General features: G+C 26.6%; 16 protein-coding genes. All 16 read left to right on the top strand.

Annotation, left to right across the window (positions count from 1 at the left end):
* Nucleotides 1-888 precede the first annotated feature (888 nt).
* The 16 genes from dxs to AZI32_RS05045 all read left to right on the top strand — a co-directional run bounded on the left by dxs (nt 889) and on the right by AZI32_RS05045 (nt 18,921).
* Nucleotides 889-2,760: a 1-deoxy-D-xylulose-5-phosphate synthase gene (dxs, locus tag AZI32_RS05120; protein ID WP_061994826.1), complete on the top strand. Its 1,872-nt coding sequence runs from the start codon at nt 889-891 to the stop codon at nt 2,758-2,760.
* Nucleotides 2,761-2,770: 10 nt separating this feature from the next.
* Entirely contained in the window at nt 2,771-3,595 is an 825-nt protein-coding gene (locus AZI32_RS05115) for a TlyA family RNA methyltransferase (RefSeq protein WP_061994825.1), read from the top strand.
* Nucleotides 3,592-4,443: an NAD(+)/NADH kinase gene (locus AZI32_RS05110; protein ID WP_061994824.1), complete on the top strand. Its 852-nt coding sequence runs from the start codon at nt 3,592-3,594 to the stop codon at nt 4,441-4,443. Before AZI32_RS05115 ends, AZI32_RS05110 begins: the two co-directional genes overlap by 4 nt.
* The gene (locus tag AZI32_RS05105; protein ID WP_061994823.1) at nt 4,443-4,895 is read left to right on the top strand and encodes an arginine repressor; all 453 of its coding nucleotides are present in this window, start codon (nt 4,443-4,445) and stop codon (nt 4,893-4,895) included. The genes AZI32_RS05110 and AZI32_RS05105 overlap by 1 nt, the downstream gene beginning before the upstream one ends.
* A 12-nt stretch (nt 4,896-4,907) precedes the next feature.
* Entirely contained in the window at nt 4,908-6,602 is a 1,695-nt protein-coding gene (gene recN, locus AZI32_RS05100; RefSeq protein WP_061994822.1) for a DNA repair protein RecN, read from the top strand.
* A 717-nt stretch (nt 6,603-7,319) separates the two neighbouring features.
* A complete protein-coding gene (spoIVB, locus tag AZI32_RS05095) occupies nt 7,320-8,507 on the top strand; it encodes a SpoIVB peptidase (RefSeq protein WP_061994821.1) in 1,188 nt (395 codons plus the stop codon).
* 201 nt (nt 8,508-8,708) lie between these two features.
* On the top strand, nt 8,709-9,524 hold the full coding sequence (gene spo0A, locus AZI32_RS05090; RefSeq protein ID WP_061994820.1) for a sporulation transcription factor Spo0A: 816 nt from the start codon (nt 8,709-8,711) through the stop codon (nt 9,522-9,524).
* Between the two features lie 687 nt (nt 9,525-10,211).
* Nucleotides 10,212-10,625 (top strand): DUF3139 domain-containing protein, encoded by a 414-nt coding sequence (locus tag AZI32_RS05085; protein ID WP_061994819.1) that lies wholly within the window; start codon nt 10,212-10,214, stop codon nt 10,623-10,625.
* A gap of 163 nt (nt 10,626-10,788) precedes the next feature.
* Nucleotides 10,789-11,307 carry an NUDIX hydrolase gene (locus AZI32_RS05080; RefSeq protein WP_061994818.1) on the top strand — a complete coding sequence of 173 codons (519 nt, stop codon included), beginning with the start codon at nt 10,789-10,791 and terminating at the stop codon, nt 11,305-11,307.
* A 199-nt stretch (nt 11,308-11,506) separates the two neighbouring features.
* Nucleotides 11,507-12,121, top strand: coding sequence for a stage II sporulation protein M (gene spoIIM, locus AZI32_RS05075; protein ID WP_061994817.1), 615 nt, complete (start codon nt 11,507-11,509; stop codon nt 12,119-12,121).
* Nucleotides 12,122-12,134: 13 nt separating this feature from the next.
* Nucleotides 12,135-12,359, top strand: a complete 225-nt coding sequence (locus AZI32_RS05070; RefSeq protein ID WP_061994816.1) for a hypothetical protein — start codon at nt 12,135-12,137, stop codon at nt 12,357-12,359.
* Between the two features lie 230 nt (nt 12,360-12,589).
* Nucleotides 12,590-13,468 carry a site-specific tyrosine recombinase XerD gene (gene xerD, locus AZI32_RS05065; protein WP_061994815.1) on the top strand — a complete coding sequence of 293 codons (879 nt, stop codon included), beginning with the start codon at nt 12,590-12,592 and terminating at the stop codon, nt 13,466-13,468.
* A gap of 440 nt (nt 13,469-13,908) precedes the next feature.
* Nucleotides 13,909-15,084, top strand: coding sequence for a phosphopentomutase (locus tag AZI32_RS05060; RefSeq protein WP_061994814.1), 1,176 nt, complete (start codon nt 13,909-13,911; stop codon nt 15,082-15,084).
* A gap of 107 nt (nt 15,085-15,191) precedes the next feature.
* Complete coding sequence (locus tag AZI32_RS05055; RefSeq protein WP_061994813.1) at nt 15,192-16,007, top strand: purine-nucleoside phosphorylase; 816 nt, start codon at nt 15,192-15,194, stop codon at nt 16,005-16,007.
* A gap of 268 nt (nt 16,008-16,275) precedes the next feature.
* Nucleotides 16,276-17,580, top strand: coding sequence for a pyrimidine-nucleoside phosphorylase (locus AZI32_RS05050; protein WP_061994812.1), 1,305 nt, complete (start codon nt 16,276-16,278; stop codon nt 17,578-17,580).
* A 129-nt stretch (nt 17,581-17,709) separates the two neighbouring features.
* Nucleotides 17,710-18,921, top strand: coding sequence for a D-alanyl-D-alanine carboxypeptidase family protein (locus AZI32_RS05045; protein ID WP_061994811.1), 1,212 nt, complete (start codon nt 17,710-17,712; stop codon nt 18,919-18,921).
* Nucleotides 18,922-19,065 lie beyond the last annotated feature (144 nt).

Below are 19,065 nucleotides of genomic sequence, written 5' to 3'. Positions count from 1 at the left end.
AAGACGGGGCTAAAAATCCGTTGAAGAGCATATCGATGAAGTTCCTTGTGCTGGCTTAAAACGCCCAGTTTTGGGTTGGTGCTGGGAGTAAGAATGTGGGGCAAGCGCAAAGGCATGCGTAACTGACCCTACATTCGTGGAGACCATTGTATGTGCTTTGGGAGAGATATCCAAAGTACGGCAATGGATTAAACCTGCATTGTGGTAAACTGAGCTATGTGCAGAGTAGCTTGCCTTGAGTGATATAGGTGGAGGTAGGATCAAATCCTAATATCTAGGCCGAGGTATTAGGATTATTGCTTACTGAAACCTATGTTGCAAAAGAGGATAAAAAGGTACCTAACTGTTGAGGAAATCTCCTAGACTGTTTATTTTTAAGATATGTTAGGGATTGTAGTGTGGACTAAGTGGTAATCTAGTCCTATATATGGCGACAGTATAGATAGAATATTAAAAGGAAACTGCTAGAATGGCGACAATTTAGTTATTCTATGGGAAATCCTACTAGACCTAAGCCGCAAATTTTACTTAGTATATCACCACCTTTTATTAATATAGTGAAACAAGCTGAAACTTTAATTTGTGAATTTACTTAATTAAAGGAATTATAAGCCTGTCATCACTCTTTTGAGTAGCTAGGGTTTCTAATTAATAATTTTTAAATTTAACTTGGAACTCTGTAATAAATTGAACAGTAATTATAAAAATTAAACGATAGAAATAAATTTTAAGGGGAAAAGTCAATATACTAAAAGAAGTATTGAATCTTTAATTATTTATAATATTATGATGTAATTTTATAGAAGAGTAATTTTGCTATTTTGTAAAATATGATATAATTTTTACGGTTACGAAAATAATATATTTTGTAAAAAGAGGATAATGAAAATGACAAAGTACTTAGATAATTATAGTGATTTTAATAGTATAAGATATATGGATTTAAATGAGCTAAATGAATTTGCAAGTGAAATAAGACAATTTCTTATAGAAAAAGTTTCAGTAACTGGCGGACATTTAGCTTCAAATTTAGGTATAGTTGAATTAACAATTAGCCTATTTAATGTATTCGATTTTAATAAAGATAAAATAGTTTGGGATGTAGGTCATCAAAGTTATGTACATAAGGTGTTAACTGGAAGAAAAGAAATGTTTGGTACCTTAAGGCAATTTGATGGATTAAGTGGATTTCCTAAAAGAGATGAAAGCCAATATGATTTTTTTAATACAGGACATAGTAGTACATCAATTTCAGCAGCATTAGGAATGGCAAGAGCTAGAGACTTGAAGAAACAAGATAGTAGCATAATAGCTGTTATAGGTGATGGTGCTTTAACTGGTGGAATGGCTATGGAAGCATTAAATGATGTTGGTGATAATAAAAGTAAATTAATAATAATATTAAATGATAATGAAATGTCAATCTCAAAAAATGTAGGGGGAGTTTCATCATATTTAAGTGAAATAAGATTAGATAGTGGTTACAATAAATTAAAAACTGGGGTTACAACTAAGTTAGAGAAAATACCTACTGTGGGAAAAGGAATGGTAAATTCAATACATAAAATAAAAGGTGGTATAAAACAAATATTTGTACCAGGAATGTTTTTTGAAGATATGGGTATTAAATATTTAGGACCTATAGACGGCCATAATATAAAGGAAATGAGTAAAGTTCTAAAAATGGCTAAGAATTTTAATGGACCAGTAATTATACATACAATAACTAAAAAAGGAAAAGGATATCCTTTTGCTGAAAAAGCACCTCATAAATTTCATGGAGTAGGACCATTTAATTCTTGTAATGGAAAAATTAATGGAAGCAGTGGCAAGAGTTATTCAGCAGCTTTTGGGGATGAAATGATAAATATAGCTAAGGATAATCCAGATGTAGTAGCTATAACAGCAGCGATGCCTGAAGGTACAGGGCTTGGTGGTTTTGCTAAACAATTTCCACAAAGATTTTTTGATGTAGGGATAGCAGAGCAACACGCTGTAACTATGGCAGCAGGAATGGCAGTTTCAGGATTAAAACCTGTTTTTGCGGTATATTCAACTTTTTTACAAAGAGGATATGACCAAGTATTACATGATGTAGCGCTACAAAATTTACCTGTGGTTTTTGCTATAGACAGAGCAGGAATTGTAGGTCAAGATGGTGAAACACATCAAGGAATATTTGATTTATCATATTTATCACATATACCTAATATGACGATAGTAAGTCCTAAATGTGTAGACGAATTGAACGTAATGTTAAACTTTGCTGTTACTGCAAATTATCCAGTTGCTATAAGATACCCGAGAGGTGGAGATATGGCTAATGTACATCTGTCACCTATAAAAAATATGGAAAAAGGTAAATGGGAAGTACTACAGGGAATAAAAGGTAAAATAGCGATTCTGGCCACAGGAAAAATGGTACAACATGCAATTATAGCTAAAGAGCAGTTGCTTCAAAATAATATAGATTGTACTGTAATTAATTCATGTTTTATAAAACCAATAGATACTAACTTAATTGATAAACTTATAAACGATGGAATCAATATGGTAGTTACTGTAGAGGATAATATAATAAATGGTGGTCTAGGAGATTTAGTATTACAATATATAAATAAAAAGAATTATAATAGCACTAAAGTTATTAACTTAGGATTTGATGACGAATTTATACCTCATGGATCCGTTGATATGTTATATAAGACTTATGGATTAGATCCAAAAGGAATTTACAACAGTATTATTAGTGCATTATAAAGGAGTAGGCATGAACGAGAACTTAATTAGACTAGATATTTTAGTGCATAATAAAGAAATTGCATCTTCAAGAGAAAAAGCAAAAGAATATATAAATGAAGGCAAGATTTATGTAAATGGATTAAAAGAAATTAAGTGTGGTAAAAAAATTCATAAAGATTCACAAATAGAACTTAGAGGTGAAACAATACCTTATGTTAGTAGGGGTGGATTGAAATTAGAAAAAGCTATAAAAAATTTCAATATAGATTTAAAAGATAAAATTTGCTTAGATATTGGAGCATCTACAGGGGGCTTTACACATTGTATGTTAGAAGAAGGCGCTACTAAAGTGTATTCTATAGATGTGGGGCATGATCAGCTTGTAAAGGAATTAAAGGCAGATAATAGAGTCATATCTATGGAAGGTGTAAATGCAAGATATTTGACTTCAGAGGATTTTGAAGAGCTTTCTGATTTTGCTTCAATAGATGTTTCATTTATATCATTGGAAAAAATAATTCCATCAGTAGCAAATCTTTTAAATGATAATGGTAAAATTATAGCGCTTATAAAACCACAATTTGAAGTTGGTAGAGGAAAAGTTAATAAAAAAGGAGTAGTTAAAAAGGTTACAGATCATATAGAAGTTATATTTAGAATTGTTAAATTTATAGAATCAATTGGACTAACTGTAATAGGTTTAGATTATTCTCCTATTAAGGGACCTAACGGTAATATAGAATATTTAGTGTATTTTTCCAAGTCTATAAATACAAATAATATATTCTCAGTGGATGAAATAGAAAAAATAGCTAAAATATCTCATTCCAGTTTATCAATGGAGGAAGTATGAAGAATATAGGGATAAATATTAATTCTAAAAAGGATAGTAAAGGCACAATAATAATAGAAGTAGAAAAAATAGTAAAAAAATATTTTAAACAGTGTAACATATATAAATTTTATGATTCCTTAAACTTGGACAGTGAAAAAGGTGGAAAATTAGATTTTCTGATAGCTTTAGGTGGAGATGGCACTATTTTAAGAGCAGCAAGAGCAGTAGAAAAATTTGAAACGCCAATATTAGCTGTTAATATAGGTCATTTAGGATTTTTAACAAGTATAGAGCTTTCTCGATTAGAAAGTGGAATTAAGCGTATAAAGTCTAATGAATATACAATAAACAAACGTATGATGATAAAGTGTTCATTACCAGAAAGAAATGAGAAATATTATTATTCGGCTCTAAATGAAATAGTTATTTCTAAAGGAAGCTTTTCTCGTGTTATAAATTATGATATATATATAGATGGAAGCTTTTATATAAATTATAAGGCTGATGGGCTTATAATTTCTACTCCAACAGGATCCACAGCATATGCATTGTCAGCAGGTGGACCAATTATATATCCAACATTAGAGGTTATAGGAGTTACGCCTATATGCCCCATTTCTATAGGAAGCAAAACTATAATATTAGATTCTAATAATAAAATATCAATAACTATTAATTCCCAGGACTGTGGTTCATACTTATGTATAGATGGTCAATCAGTAATAGAATTAAAAGACAAAGAAGAAATTCATATAGAAAAAATGGCAAGAAAATGCAACTTAATAAATTTTGATGACTATAATTATTTTGACTTATTAAGAACAAAAATAATTTCAAGATCAATACAATGTGAAGGTGATAATTAGTGAAGAGTTTAAGGCATAATAAAATTTATGAAATAATAAAAAGTAAAGATATTGAAACACAGGAAGAATTGGCAGAAGAACTGAGAAATGATGGTATCAATGTAACTCAAGCTACAGTTTCAAGAGATATAAAAGAATTAAATCTTATAAAAATCTTATCACATGATGGAAAATATAAATATGCAGCGTCTAGTAAAGTGACAGGATATAACCCTAATGCAATGGCTAATATGTTTTCTAAAACTGCAACTTCAGTTGAAAAGATAGATAAGTTTTTAGTTGTAAGGACAATAACCGCATCAGCGGGGTTAGTAGCAGATGCTTTGGATTCTTTTGCATTTGATGGTGTTGCAGGTACAATAGCAGGAGATGATACAGTCCTTGTTATAACTAGAAGTGATGAAAAATCACATGAAATATTTGATAGAATACAGAAATTGATTCATAGATAGGGTTGATGTATTATGTTGTTACAATTAAATATTAAGAACTTTGCATTAATAGAAGAGCTTTCTATTGATTTTGAAAATGGATTCAACGTCTTGTCAGGTGAGACAGGAGCTGGAAAATCTATATTGATAGATGCTATTAATTTTGTTTTAGGTGGGAAATTTAATAAAAATCTTATAAGAGTTGGGGAAGAAAAAACTGTAGTTGAAGCAATATTTACAATAGACAATGAAAAAATAAAATCTACACTAAATATGTTAGAAGTAGATTATGATGATGTAATAGTGCTAACAAGAGAAAGTTTTAACACTGGTAAAACTATAGCTAAAGCTAATGGCAAAACTTTAATTTTATCAAAAATTAAGCTTATTAGTGAATCGATATTAGATATACATGGTCAACATGAAAATCAAAATCTTTTAGATAATTCTAACCATATAATTTATGTAGATGCTTTTGGAAGTGAAAATATAACAATTCTATTGGACGAATATAGAAAATTGTATGAAAGATTATCTTTAATAGAATCAAAAATAAAAGAATTAAAAGGAAATAACAACGATAGAGAAAAGAATATGGATTTTATAAAATTTCAAATTGATGAAATCTCAAATATAAATCCTAAAATAGGTGAAGATAAAGAATTAGAAGAAAGTTTTTCAATGTTATCTAATGCAGAAAAAATAGAAAAGAGTTTATTACTTTCATATAGTATGTTAAGAAACAGTGGAGAAGAAGGTTATTCTACTGTAGATGGATTATCATATGTTATTAGGGAATTAAAAACTATAGAAAATAATAAATCTGAAATAAAAAAAATAGTATCTGCACTAGAAAGTTGTTATTATATCATAGAAGAAAATATCGATGATATAAGAACTATAAAAGATAATATATATTATGATGAAAAAGAATTAGAATTTGTTAATGGAAGAATGTATCAATTAAGTATAGCTAAAAAAAAGTATGGGGAAACAATAGAAGAAATATTAAATTATAAAAAAAATTTAGAAATTCGTTATGATGAACTTTTAAATTTTGGTGAAATAATAAAAAAGCTTGAAAAAGAAAAAACTGAATTGGAAAAAAAAATGGGCGAAAAAGCAGTGGAAATTCATAATATTAGAGTTTTAATAGGGGAAGAACTTGAAAAAAAAGTAAAGAATGAATTGGACTACATAGGACTTAATAAGAGTACGTTTAAAATAAATATAGAGCTTACAGAAAATATTTATTCTAATGGTATGGATAAAGTTCAATTTAATATATCAACAAACCCTGGACAACCACTTCAACCGTTAGAAGAGATAGTTTCAGGTGGAGAGCTTTCAAGAATAATGCTAGCACTTAAAACGGTATTTGTGGACAAAGATGAAATTCCAACTGTTATATTTGATGAAATTGATACTGGAATAAGTGGAAGAATAGCTCAAAGAGTTGGTGAAAAAATGTATTTAATATCAAAAAATCACCAAGTGTTATGTGTAACTCATTTACCACAAATAGCTAGCATGGCGGATTATAATTACTTAATAGCAAAAGAATCCACAAATGATAAAACTTTTACAAAAGTAAGAAAAATGGATAAGAATGAGAAAAAATATGAGATAGCTAGAATGATAGGTGGAAGCGAAGTAACTAAGTTAACACTAGATAATTCAGAAGAAATGATAGAAATGGCTAATATATTAAAACGTAATATAGTATAAAAATAAAAAAACTGTATGAAAATAAGATTGAAATTTTATTTTTATATGGTTTTTTTCTTGTGTAAATTTTGTAAATTAAAATTTTTTTATCTATTCATATATATATATAAACATTTTAATTTATTAAGTGAAGCGTATTTTGTATGATTATAGAATATATTTTTTATAATATAGGAAAATAAGTTTATATTTAAGTTTATTAATTAGACTTTTGTTATGAGTTGATAAAAGTGATTATAATTATAGTCAGTAAAAAGGTAAGAGTTAATGGTTTAGCACGAAACTATAGTCCGTTTTTAAAAAACATTTCTTACTAGATAAATGAATGACTTTACAATTTACTTTAAAATTCTATATCAGAGATAAATATTAAAAAATAAAATTAATTTACAAAAATAACAATAGTTATTTATAAGTTAAGCATACAATATATATTAGGAGATATATTTATATTATTTGTCATATAAAAAATTATATAAATAAAAGTTATATACAAGGAAATTTTAATACAATAAAAAAGGTATTAATAGTAAGTACAGTTTAAAACCTAAATATATTTATTGTTACAAGGTTTTTATGTTCCAAACTTATACTAAAAGTTTATCTAAATAATAGTAACATCTTATGATTTTAACTTTTAAAGAAATATAATATCAACATAATAAATTTAAAACTTGGGAAATTTAAAAATACAAAGTTAAAAGGAGGCATAGCATTATGAAAAAAAATAGAAATAATATATTATCTTTATTTATATCAAGTATAATATTTTTTATTATAATTTTTAGTTCGGGAAATTTAGGTAAAAACATTGAATTGGCTTTTAAATTAAATAAAGATAATTCGTATAGCTATAATGAAGGAATACTTAAAACTGAAAATTTAGATCTTAGCGTAAGTAATATAAATAAAGATTCGATACAATTAAATAAAAGTTTATATGCTAAAGCTTCCGAAGTTAAATTATATCCAGGTGGGCAACCTTTAGGAATAAAGTTAAATACTAAAGGAGCTTTAGTAATAGCATTATCTGATATACAAACCAATAATGGCTTAATTAGTCCAGGAGCTAAAGCTGGAATAGAAATTGGCGATAGTATATTGAAAATTAATAATGAAGAAATAAATAGCTCAGAAGATGTAGCAACTTTTGTAAATAGATGTAATGGCGAAGAAATTTTAATTACTATTAAAAGAGAAAAAAGTACTATGGATGTTAAGTTAAAACCAGTTAAATGCTTAGATGATGACAAATATAAAATAGGACTTTGGGTAAGAGATTCCACAGCTGGTGTTGGAACATTAACTTTTTATGATGAAAAAAGCAAAAGATTTGGAGCATTAGGACACCCAATAACAGATGTAGACACAGGAAATATTATGTCTATATCAAATGGAGAAATAATTTCATCTAACATAGTTTCAGTAAGAAAAGGAGAAAGAGGAAATCCAGGAGAATTAAGAGGAATTTTTACAGATGAAAATAGTAGTTTAGGTAATATAGAATATAATACAGAATGTGGAATATTTGGTAAAGGTAATAATTCATTATTAAATGGAGTTTATAATAATCCACTACCAATAGCTTCAAGAGATGAGATAAAGCTTGGAAAAGCACAAATATTAACTACAATTGAAGGAAATGAACCTAAATTTTATGATATAGAAATTGAAAAATTACTACCACAGAATGAACCAGGATCTAAAAGTATGGTAATTAAAATCACTGATGAAGAATTTTTAAGCAAAGTTGGTGGTATAGTTCAGGGTATGAGTGGTAGCCCAATTATACAAAATGGTAAAATAATTGGTGCTGTAACACATGTTTTAATTAACAAGCCAGACACTGGTTATGGTATATATATTGACTGGATGCTAAAGGATTCAGATATTTTATCAAAATAGATAGATTTTTTCAAAGAAAAATAATAAAATGTATAAGAGAGGGTTCTTATGCATTTTATTATTTTAATTTTAAATTTGAAAAAGTGTAAAATAATTACAAAATTCATTTTTTTTTAATTTAAAAGAAGGAATTATATTTCTTTTGTCGAAAATATAGATTGTTAGAAAATGGTAATTAGTAGGAAAAGGGGAGTATATAATATGGAACAAAATAGTATCAGTGTACTTATCGCAGATGATAATAAGGAATTTTGTAATATTCTTAATGACTACTTACTAAGTCAAAAAGATATTAATGTGGTTGCTATAGCGAAAGATGGTATAGAGGCATTAAAATTCATAGAAGAGAAAAAACCAGATTTAGTAGTTTTAGATATAATAATGCCACATTTAGATGGATTAGGTGTACTTGAAAAATTAAACAGTATGAACTTAGATCCTATGCCAAGAATAATTGTTTTATCTGCAGTAGGTCAAGATAAAATAACTCAAAGAGCAATAACTTTAGGTGCAGATTATTATGTGGTTAAGCCATTTGATATGGATGTATTTACAAAAAGAATTAGACAAATGTTTAATAACACAATAACAGGTGATGAAAATAAGAAACCAATAGTTGTATCAGAAGTACCAACAATATCAAAAACAGCTGAAAGTGGACCAATAAATTTAGAGACAGAAATAACTAATATAATTCATGAAATAGGTGTACCAGCACATATTAAAGGGTATATGTATTTAAGAGAAGCTATAACATTAGTTGTAAATGACATAGAATTTTTATCAGCAGTAACAAAAGAATTATATCCAACTATAGCTAAAAAGTACAATACTACTGCAAGTAGGGTTGAGAGAGCTATAAGACATGCTATAGAAGTAGCTTGGAGCAGAGGACAAGTAGACACAATTAATAAATTATTTGGGTATACTATCCATAATGATAAAGGTAAGCCAACTAATAGTGAATTCATAGCTATGGTTGCAGATAAATTAAGATTAAAAAATAGAGTTAGCTAACAAATATTTTGAGAAATTTATAATTTTAAAAATAATAAGTGTAAGTTAAGAAAAGGTATATGTTTTATTAAATATTTATATTATATTTGATTAAATGTGTGCCTTTTTCATGTAAAAAATTAAAAGAAATATTATAATTTGGGAAAAATAAATTAAGTAGTACAAGAGTGATTATATAGGCTTCTAAGTTGACTCTTAAAGTTATTCATTCCAAAATTTGGATACCTAAAATAGAGACATACTCTGAATCACGTAGAATTCAACACTGCATCTTGTATGAAATATTTTAAAGTTATTGAATAAATTTAAATTGGAGCTTGTTTCCCTATATTAATGTCTATTTGAGAGTTGAAAATAAAAAAGTTATAAAATATATATTAGTTTTAATTTTAAGTAGATATTTAAATAACATAAAAGTATATTTTAATAATTATATAATAAAGTTATAATTAAAATAAATTCTAGTAAGCTATTAAAGTAGTTTAAATGCGTCAGGAAGCTTAAAAACGAAATTAAGGATGTAGACTTCAATAAAGTTGTAAAGAGTCTAAAATTGATGTATTTTGATTAATATAGCTATTATATGATTATAAACATATGAAGACTAATGATTATATTTAATATTAATAAAACAATATAAGAGAGTAGTAGTATATTACACAACTAAGGGGTAATTTAGGAAGTATTATGCAAGATGGGTTTGAATCTTATAATAAACTCAGTTTTAGAAAAAAGAAGATTATTATATTCTTATTAATAATAATTTTTATTGTAATATGGATATTTACAAGCAGATATATTGCTAAAAAAACTATTTTTGATTATATGGATAGACAGGGTATATCAAGAAATGATATTGTGGTTGAAGATTTTTTAAAAAATTGGGATGTTAGTGGATATAATTACATGGTCTATATTAAAGGTGAAGATCCAGAAGTTTATTATAAATATCAATATAAAAATAAAAAAATTAGATTTTCAGCTTCAAGAATGAATGCACAGTGGATAAAAGAAAAAACGTGGGGTGGAAATTATTTAGACAGTTTAAAATATCCACCATTAAAAGATTATAAATTAACGTGGATAAAAAACAATATATGAATGAATGATATAGAGATATAAGTCATTACAAAAAGTTTTAAGTAGTTTTATGTATTAAGATAAAGGATATTGAAATAGTAAATGTTTAATAATAAAATAATAGAATATTAATTTAAAAAAATTTTTTATTTAATATTTAAAATAAAATATTTTGGAGGATATTATGAAATTTTATGAAGAGACAATAAGTACTAATTATATACACAAAGGAAAAATATTAAATTTAAAAATAGAAGAAGTAAAACTTCCAAATGGAAAGACAAGTAAAAGGGAAATAGTTGAACATAGAGGGGCTGTGGCTATTTTAGCATTTAAGGATGAAAATACTATCCTTTTAGTTAGTCAATTTAGAAAACCTTTAAATGAAACTATATTAGAAATTCCAGCAGGGAAGTTAGAAATTGGAGAAGAGCCTGTCATATGTGCTCAAAGAGAGTTAGAAGAAGAAACAGGATATAAAGCTGAAAATTTAAAGTTCTTAGGGAAAATAGCAACTACTCCTGGATTTAGTGATGAGATTATTTATATATATAAAGCAACAAATTTATACGATGGAACTATAGGTGGCGATGAGGATGAGTTTATAGATGTAAAAGAAATAACTATAGATAAATTAAAGGAAAAAATAAAAAATGGTGAAGTGATAGATGGAAAAACCATAGCTGCATTAGGCTTTTTATAATAAATAAAATTTAAATGCTTATAAATAATTTAAAAAGATTGAATTATGATTTTTATCATAATTCAATCTTTTTTTAGTATATTAAATTAGTAACACATTTAGAAAATAATCATATAATAAAAGATTAATTCATATTTATAGATATAAAGAATTAGAAAACATAAATTATAGAATAAATAAAAAAACTTAGGAGGTAAAAATGAGTAAAAATATAATATCAGAAAAAATTTTAAAAAATATAAATGATAATGCACTAATTTATTTTATTGCTACAGTTTGTATTTGTGTAGGAATAATTTTGGGGATATGTTGTGTAAAGTATTTAACACCAGCTGAAAATGACACTATGGTCAATTATATTAACATTATATTACAATCTGTAGCAGGAGAAGGCATAAATAGCAAAGCTATATTTGTACAAGCTATTAAAAATAATGGATTATTTATTTTAGCTTATGGTATTTTAGGAATTACTATTGTAGGTGTACCTGTAATTTTAATTTTAAACATAATAAAGGGATTTACTTTAGGGTTTTCTTTTAGCTTTTTTATTTCAAAATTTGCGAATAAAGGTGCTTTGTTAGGAATATTTTCTGTATTGCCACAAAACTTAATATATATACCATGCATAGTAATAGCCTCTGTTTTAGCTATAAAATATTCGGTAAATTTAATAAAATTAAAAAGAAATTCAACTAATCCATTTGCAACTAAAGAATATATAAAAAATTTTATTATGTTAACTATTGTAATTATAATAGGTTCAGGAGTTGAAAGTGTACTTAATCCAATTATAATAAGATTTATAGTATAATAAAGGAGCAGTTATGAGTTGCGAAGTTAAAAAATTTTTACTATTATATCTAAAAACTTTAGGGATTTTAATTTTTATGGGAATAATATTACCAAATGTATTAGAAACAACTATATATTTTTTTACTAAAAATACGAGAGTATATGAGAATAGTATTTTAGTTGGTAGAAATGTTGATAAACCATTGGAAGTACTATATAATTACATTTATATATTTAAGAACTTTGTAGGCTTTTAAATGTATAAATGTCTAAATTAAAATTGGAACTTATTTCCCTATAGGATTTCAAAATTATTCTTTAATTTATATATCGTAAACTTTAGATAATATAAGAGTGAGTGCATGCTCAAAAAGCTACATTTATATTAAAATGTTTTTATGAGTTGTAATAAGTTGAAGTTTCATTATATAAATATGATTATTTTAAATGCCCATTAGGGCATTTTTGTGTACAGTGAGGTATTATTATGGAAAAATTATTAAAAAAATATATTCAAAATTTACACTCAAAAAATTTATCACAGAACACAATAGAGGCATATACTAGAGATATTTCTAATTTTATTAAATTTTTAAAAAGTAGAGAGGAAAATTTAAATTCAATACATACAGATACTATAATGATTTATGCTGAAAAATTGCAAAGGGAAGGTAAAGCTAACACTTCAGTAATAAGAAATATAATTTCAATAAGAAATTTTTATAAATATCTTATTATAAATAAATTTGTTGAAGAGGATCCAACTTTAGCTTATGATATTCCCAAAAAAGTTAAAGAGATTCCTAAAATTTTAACAGTTGAAGAAGTAGATAGTTTTTTGGAACAACCAGATACAACTACTGATAAGGGAATTAGAGACAAAGCTATGTTGGAAATAATGTATGCAACTGGCATGAAAGTAAGTGAAATTTTAAATCTAACTGTTTTTGATAAAAATTTAGAAATGGAATATATTAAAGTTAAAAGAAAGAATGGAAATGAAAGAATAATTCCATTAGGTAGAGCTGCAGTTAAAGCATTAAAAGAATATTTAAAAGTAAGAGATAATTTTAATATAGACCATCTGGAAACCCTATTTTTAAATACAAAAGGTACAAAGATGACACGTCAAGGATTTTGGAAAATAATAAAAATTTATGCTAAAGAAGCAAACATAAATAAGTATATAAATGCTAATACCTTAAGACATTCTTTTGCAGTTCATCTTATACAAAATGGAGCAGATATAAAATCTGTTCAAGAATTACTTGGACATAGCAGTATTGGTGCTACACAAATATATACATTCATATCTCAAAAAAATAAAATAGAAGAAATCTACAAAAAGGCACATCCAAGAGCTTGATATATAAAATAAGGTTTGAATTTAGCGTATATATTAAAATTTAAATATATAACCAACTGTTAATGAATTTTACTTGAAAAACCTTAATTAAAACGTTATATTAATAATTAACATAATATGATATTTGTAAAAAATAAATAAAAGTTGTAGTTTTTTAAATTGAAAAGTATTATATAAAACTTATAATAGGTAAAAATAATTTAATATAGAACCTATAATTTTATTAAAAATTATAATAAACCTTTAAATTTACTAAGTTGTTAAGATTTTTTATTTAAATTTTATGATATTTATATTAAAATAGTAATATCTTGTTCTAATTACTATAGAATCCATTCTAATTAAAATTTTTCGATTATAATATTTATATAGAATTGAAATACAATAATTTAAAAACAGGATAAAAATAAAAACTAGAAATCTAGAAAGGAGCTAAAAAAATGACAAAAAAAGTTACACTAATTGTATTGGATAGTGTAGGAGTAGGAGAACTTCCAGATGCTAAAGAATATGGAGATGTTGGAACTAATACACTAGGAAATATATCAAAAGTAGTAGAAGGATTTTCATTACCTAATCTTCAAAAATTAGGAATAGGTAATATAATAGAAATTAAAAATGTTGATTCATTAGAAAACCCTATGGCAAACTATGGAAAAGCTATGGAGCTTTCAAAAGGAAAAGATACTGTAACAGGTCATTGGGAAATTAGTGGTTTAGTATTAACTCAACCATTAAAAACTTATCCACAAGGATTTCCAAAAGAAATTATAGATGAATTTGAGAGCAAAATCGGAAGGAAAATATTAGGGAATACAGTAGCTTCAGGTACAGTTATCATAGATGAATTAGGTGAGGAACATATGAGAACTGGCTACCCAATAGTTTATACTTCAGCAGATAGTGTTTTCCAAATTGCTGCACATGAAGAAATAATACCACTAGAAGAACTTTATAAAATGTGTGAAATAGCAAGAGAAATGCTAGTTGGTGACAAGATGGTAGGTAGAGTTATAGCAAGACCATTTTTAGGAAGTAAAAAAGGTGACTTTAAAAGAACTTCAAATAGACATGACTATGCAGTTGATCCATTTGGAAAAACTATGTTAGATTATATTAAAGAAAACAATAAATCTGTAATGGCTGTTGGAAAAATAGAAGATATATTTAATAAAAAAGGTATTACAGATGCTATTCATACAAAAGATAATATGGATGGAGTAGATAAAACTTTAGAATACTTAAAAACTGATAAAGAAGGATTAATTTTTACAAATCTAGTTGATTTTGATATGAAATATGGTCATAGAAGTGATCCAAAAGGATATGCAGATGCTTTAATGGAATTTGATAAAAGACTACCAGAAATAATGGAAGCTTTAGGAGAAGATGATGTGCTTATATTAACGGCAGATCATGGATGTGATCCAACAGATGAAAGTACAGATCACTCTAGAGAATACACTCCATTATTAGTTTATGGAAAAAATCTAAAAAATAATATTAATTTACAAATAAGAAATAGTTTTTGTGATATAGGAAAGACAATATTAGATTTATTAGATATAGAAAACTCTTTAAATGGAGAAAGTTTCAAAAATCAAATAATAAAATAAATTCAAGTGTAAATTAAAAATAGAGTTAGTAAAAAAGAAGAAGCAATAACTAGATATTAAAATAGAAAATTTTTTAAGATAAATACGTCATTTAGGAGGAACCTGCTATGAATATGAAAATAGTTACAGAAAGTGTTAAATACATAGAAAGTAAACTAAACTTTAAACCAGAAATAGGTGTAATATTAGGATCTGGTTTAGGGGATATGGCTGATAATATAGAAGAAAAAGTAGTAATAAAATATAATGAAATACCAAACTTTCCAGTATCAACTGTTCAAGGTCATAAGGGTCAATTTGTAGTTGGAAAGCTTAATGGAAAAAATGTAATAATGATGCAAGGAAGATTCCATTTTTACGAAGGGTATGATATACAATTATTATCATTACCAATATATGTTATGAAAAGTTTAGGTGTAAAGACTCTTATGGTTACAAATGCAGCTGGTGGAGTAAATACTGAGTTTATACCAGGAGACTTAATGATAATAAAAGATCATATAAACTTCTGTGGTAATAACCCACTAATAGGAGAAAATGATGAAGAAATAGGTGTAAGATTCCCAGATATGTCTGAAGCTTATTCAAAAGAATATGTAGCAATAGCTAAAAAAGTTGGAAATGATTTAGGATTAAAACTTAAAGAAGGCGTTTATATGATGTTCTCAGGCCCAACATATGAAACACCATCAGAAGTTAGAATGGCTAGAATATTAGGAGCTGACGCTGTAGGTATGTCTACAGCTCCAGAAGTTATAGCAGCTAGACATTGTGGAATAAAGGTTTTAGGAATTTCTTGTATAACAAATATGGCAGCAGGAATACTTGATCAACCATTAAATCATGAAGAAGTAATGGAAACTTCTGCAAAAGTAAAAAAAGATTTTACTGCATTAGTTAAAACAATAATAGAAAAATTATAATATAAATAAAATAAATTATAGATGTATCATTATTTGTGATACATCTATAATATTTTATACAGTAAATATGTAATTTGTACAGTATATATGTACATTTAATTAATACAATATGTACTTTTTGTTAATGTAATATACAATTAATATTGATTTAATGTAGAATTTATATTAAAATATACCTTTAAAATTAAATTTTTAATTTTAAACAATAAGTTAAAATAATAAGTTAAAATAATTCTGCAAAACTATGCAGAATAGGAGGTAACAAAATATGAGAATGTACGATTTAATATTAAAGAAGAAAAATGGGGAAGAACTTTCAACGGAAGAAATAAATTTTATAATAGAAAACTATACTAATGGAACAATTCCAGATTATCAAATGTCTGCATTATTAATGGCTATATACTTTCAAAAAATGAATGATAGAGAAACTGCAGATTTAACTATGGCAATGGTGAATTCTGGAGATGTTATAGATTTAAGAAAAATAGAAGGAATAAAGGTAGATAAGCATAGTACAGGTGGGGTTGGAGATACTACAACATTAATATTAACTCCAATGGTAGCAGCCTTAGGAGTACCTGTTGCTAAAATGTCAGGTAGAGGTCTTGGCCACACCGGTGGAACTGTTGATAAATTAGAAACTTTTGAGAATTTTTCAGTTGCAATGAGCGAAGAAAAATTCATAGATAATGTAAATAGATTAAAAATAGCTGTATCAGGACAAACAGCTCAATTAGTTCCAGCTGATAAAAAGATATATGCATTAAGAGATGTTACAGCAACTGTAGATAATGTTTCTTTAATAGCATCAAGTATCATGAGTAAGAAAATAGCTTCTGGTGCTGATGCAATAGTTTTAGATGTTAAAGTTGGAGATGGAGCATTCATGAAAACCGTAGATGATGCTCGTATATTAGGAAGAGAAATGGTTAGCATCGGTAAAAATGTTAATAGAAATACAATAGCTGTTTTATCAGATATGGATCAACCTTTAGGATTAGCTATAGGTAATGCATTAGAAGTTGAAGAAGCTATAGAAACATTAAAAGGAAATGGACCAAAAGATTTAGAAGAATTATGCTTAACATTAGGAAGTGAAATGATTATATTAGCTGAAAAAGCTAAAGATAGAGATGAAGCTAGAAAAATGTTAAAAGAAGTAATAGAAAATGGAAAAGCATTAGAAAAACTTAAAGAATTTGTTGCTTCTCAAGGTGGAGACACTTCAGTTATTGATGACACATCAAAACTTCCAAAGGCAAAATATGTTGTAGAAGTTTTAAGTGAAGAAGATGGAGTAGTTGAAAAAATACATTCAGATAAAATGGGAATAGTTGCAATGGAACTTGGAGCAGGTAGAGCAACTAAAGAATCTGAAATAGATTTAGCAGTAGGAATAGTGTTAAATAAGAAAAGAGGAGAAAAAGTTTCTAAAGGAGATGTTTTAGCATATATCCATTCAAATGATGAAAATAACATAGAAAAGGCTAAAAAAGGTATACTAGATAACTATGTAATATCTGAAAATTATACAGATAACATACCACTAGTACACGACATAATAAGATAAAAATTGAACTGGCTTATTTAGCCAGTTTTTTTTGTTCGAAAAAATAATTTTATTTATCATTATATTAATAAATTTTTCTTTTTAGGTAAAAATAAGCTTAAATAGTTTAATTTCATAAGGAGGATAAAAATGAAAAAGAAAAGTATTATAAGTGTTATTTTAAGCTTATTATTATTATTTCAAATAACAGTTCCAGCAATAGCAGTTGAAGATGGAAAAGAAATCAATAAAAAAGAGGAAACAAAATCATCAGCACCATTAGATGTTGATGCAAAATCAGCATTACTTATAGAACCTACTACTGGAAAGGTTATATATGAAAAAAATCTAGATGAAAAATTTGCTCCAGCATCTGTAACCAAAGTAATGACAATGCTTCTTGCTATGGAAGCAATAGATAATGGAGATTTAAAACTAGATGATAAAATAGTATGTAGTGCTAAAGTTAAGAGCATGGGTGGAAGTAGTATGATTCTTGATGAAGGTGAAGTAAGAACTGTTGAGGAAATACTAAAAGGGATAGCTATAGCATCAGGTAATGATGCAGCTGTAGCTATGGCAGAACATTTAGGTGGAAGTGAAGAATCTTTTGTTGATATGATGAATAAAAGAGCTCAAGAACTTGGTATGACTAATACAACTTTTAAAAACTGTACTGGGCTTCCAATAGAAGGACATTTAAGTACAGCTAGAGATATAGCTACAATGTCTATAGAACTTTTAAAACATCCTACAATATTAAAATATTCATCAATTTATATGGAGACAATATCAGAAGGACGTAAAACACCTATAGAACTTGTTAATCATAATAAACTTGTAAGATTTTACGAAGGCTGTGATGGATTAAAAACTGGATATACTGAAGAAGCAAAATATTGTATATCAGCAACTGCAGTAAGAAATAATGTAAGAATGTTAGCTGTTGTTATGGGCTCACCTACATATAAAATAAGAAACGCAGAAGCAAGCAAATTGATGAATTATGGATTTGCAAAATTTGAAAGTAAAAAAGTAGTAGCTAAAGATGAGGAAATAGAAACTATTCCATTAAACAAAAAAGGAGATAAGTTCTTTATTGCAAAAGCAAATGAAGGCTTAAATATAACTTTAGAAAAAGGTAAAGATGCAGAAATAACTAAAAAAATCAATATTGATATGGAGAAAAAACATTATAAAGAAGGGGACATAATAGGAACTTGTGAATACTACATGGGTGATGAATTAATAGGAACTGTTCAAATGTATACTGATAGAGAAGTAAAACAATCTCAATTTTTAAGAAATTTAAAAGATAATATAAGTAATATATTTGGAGTTGTAAACTTAGTTGAATTTTAAAGCATAAGTTTATAATATTAAATTAGGGATACTTTTGGTATCCCTTTTTATAATGAGAGATTTTTAAAATAAATATTCTAAACAAAATGTTAATATTTGGATTTAAAATTAGTTAGTTAGCTTATATATGATACTATAAAATTA

It is taken from the genome of Clostridium sp. ATCC 25772 (genome assembly GCF_001573875.1).
Taxonomy (GTDB): Bacteria; Bacillota; Clostridia; order Clostridiales; family Clostridiaceae; genus Clostridium_J; species Clostridium_J senegalense.
The sequence above is the reverse complement of the archived record's forward strand: the minus strand, read 5'-3'. Positions and strand labels throughout refer to the sequence as shown.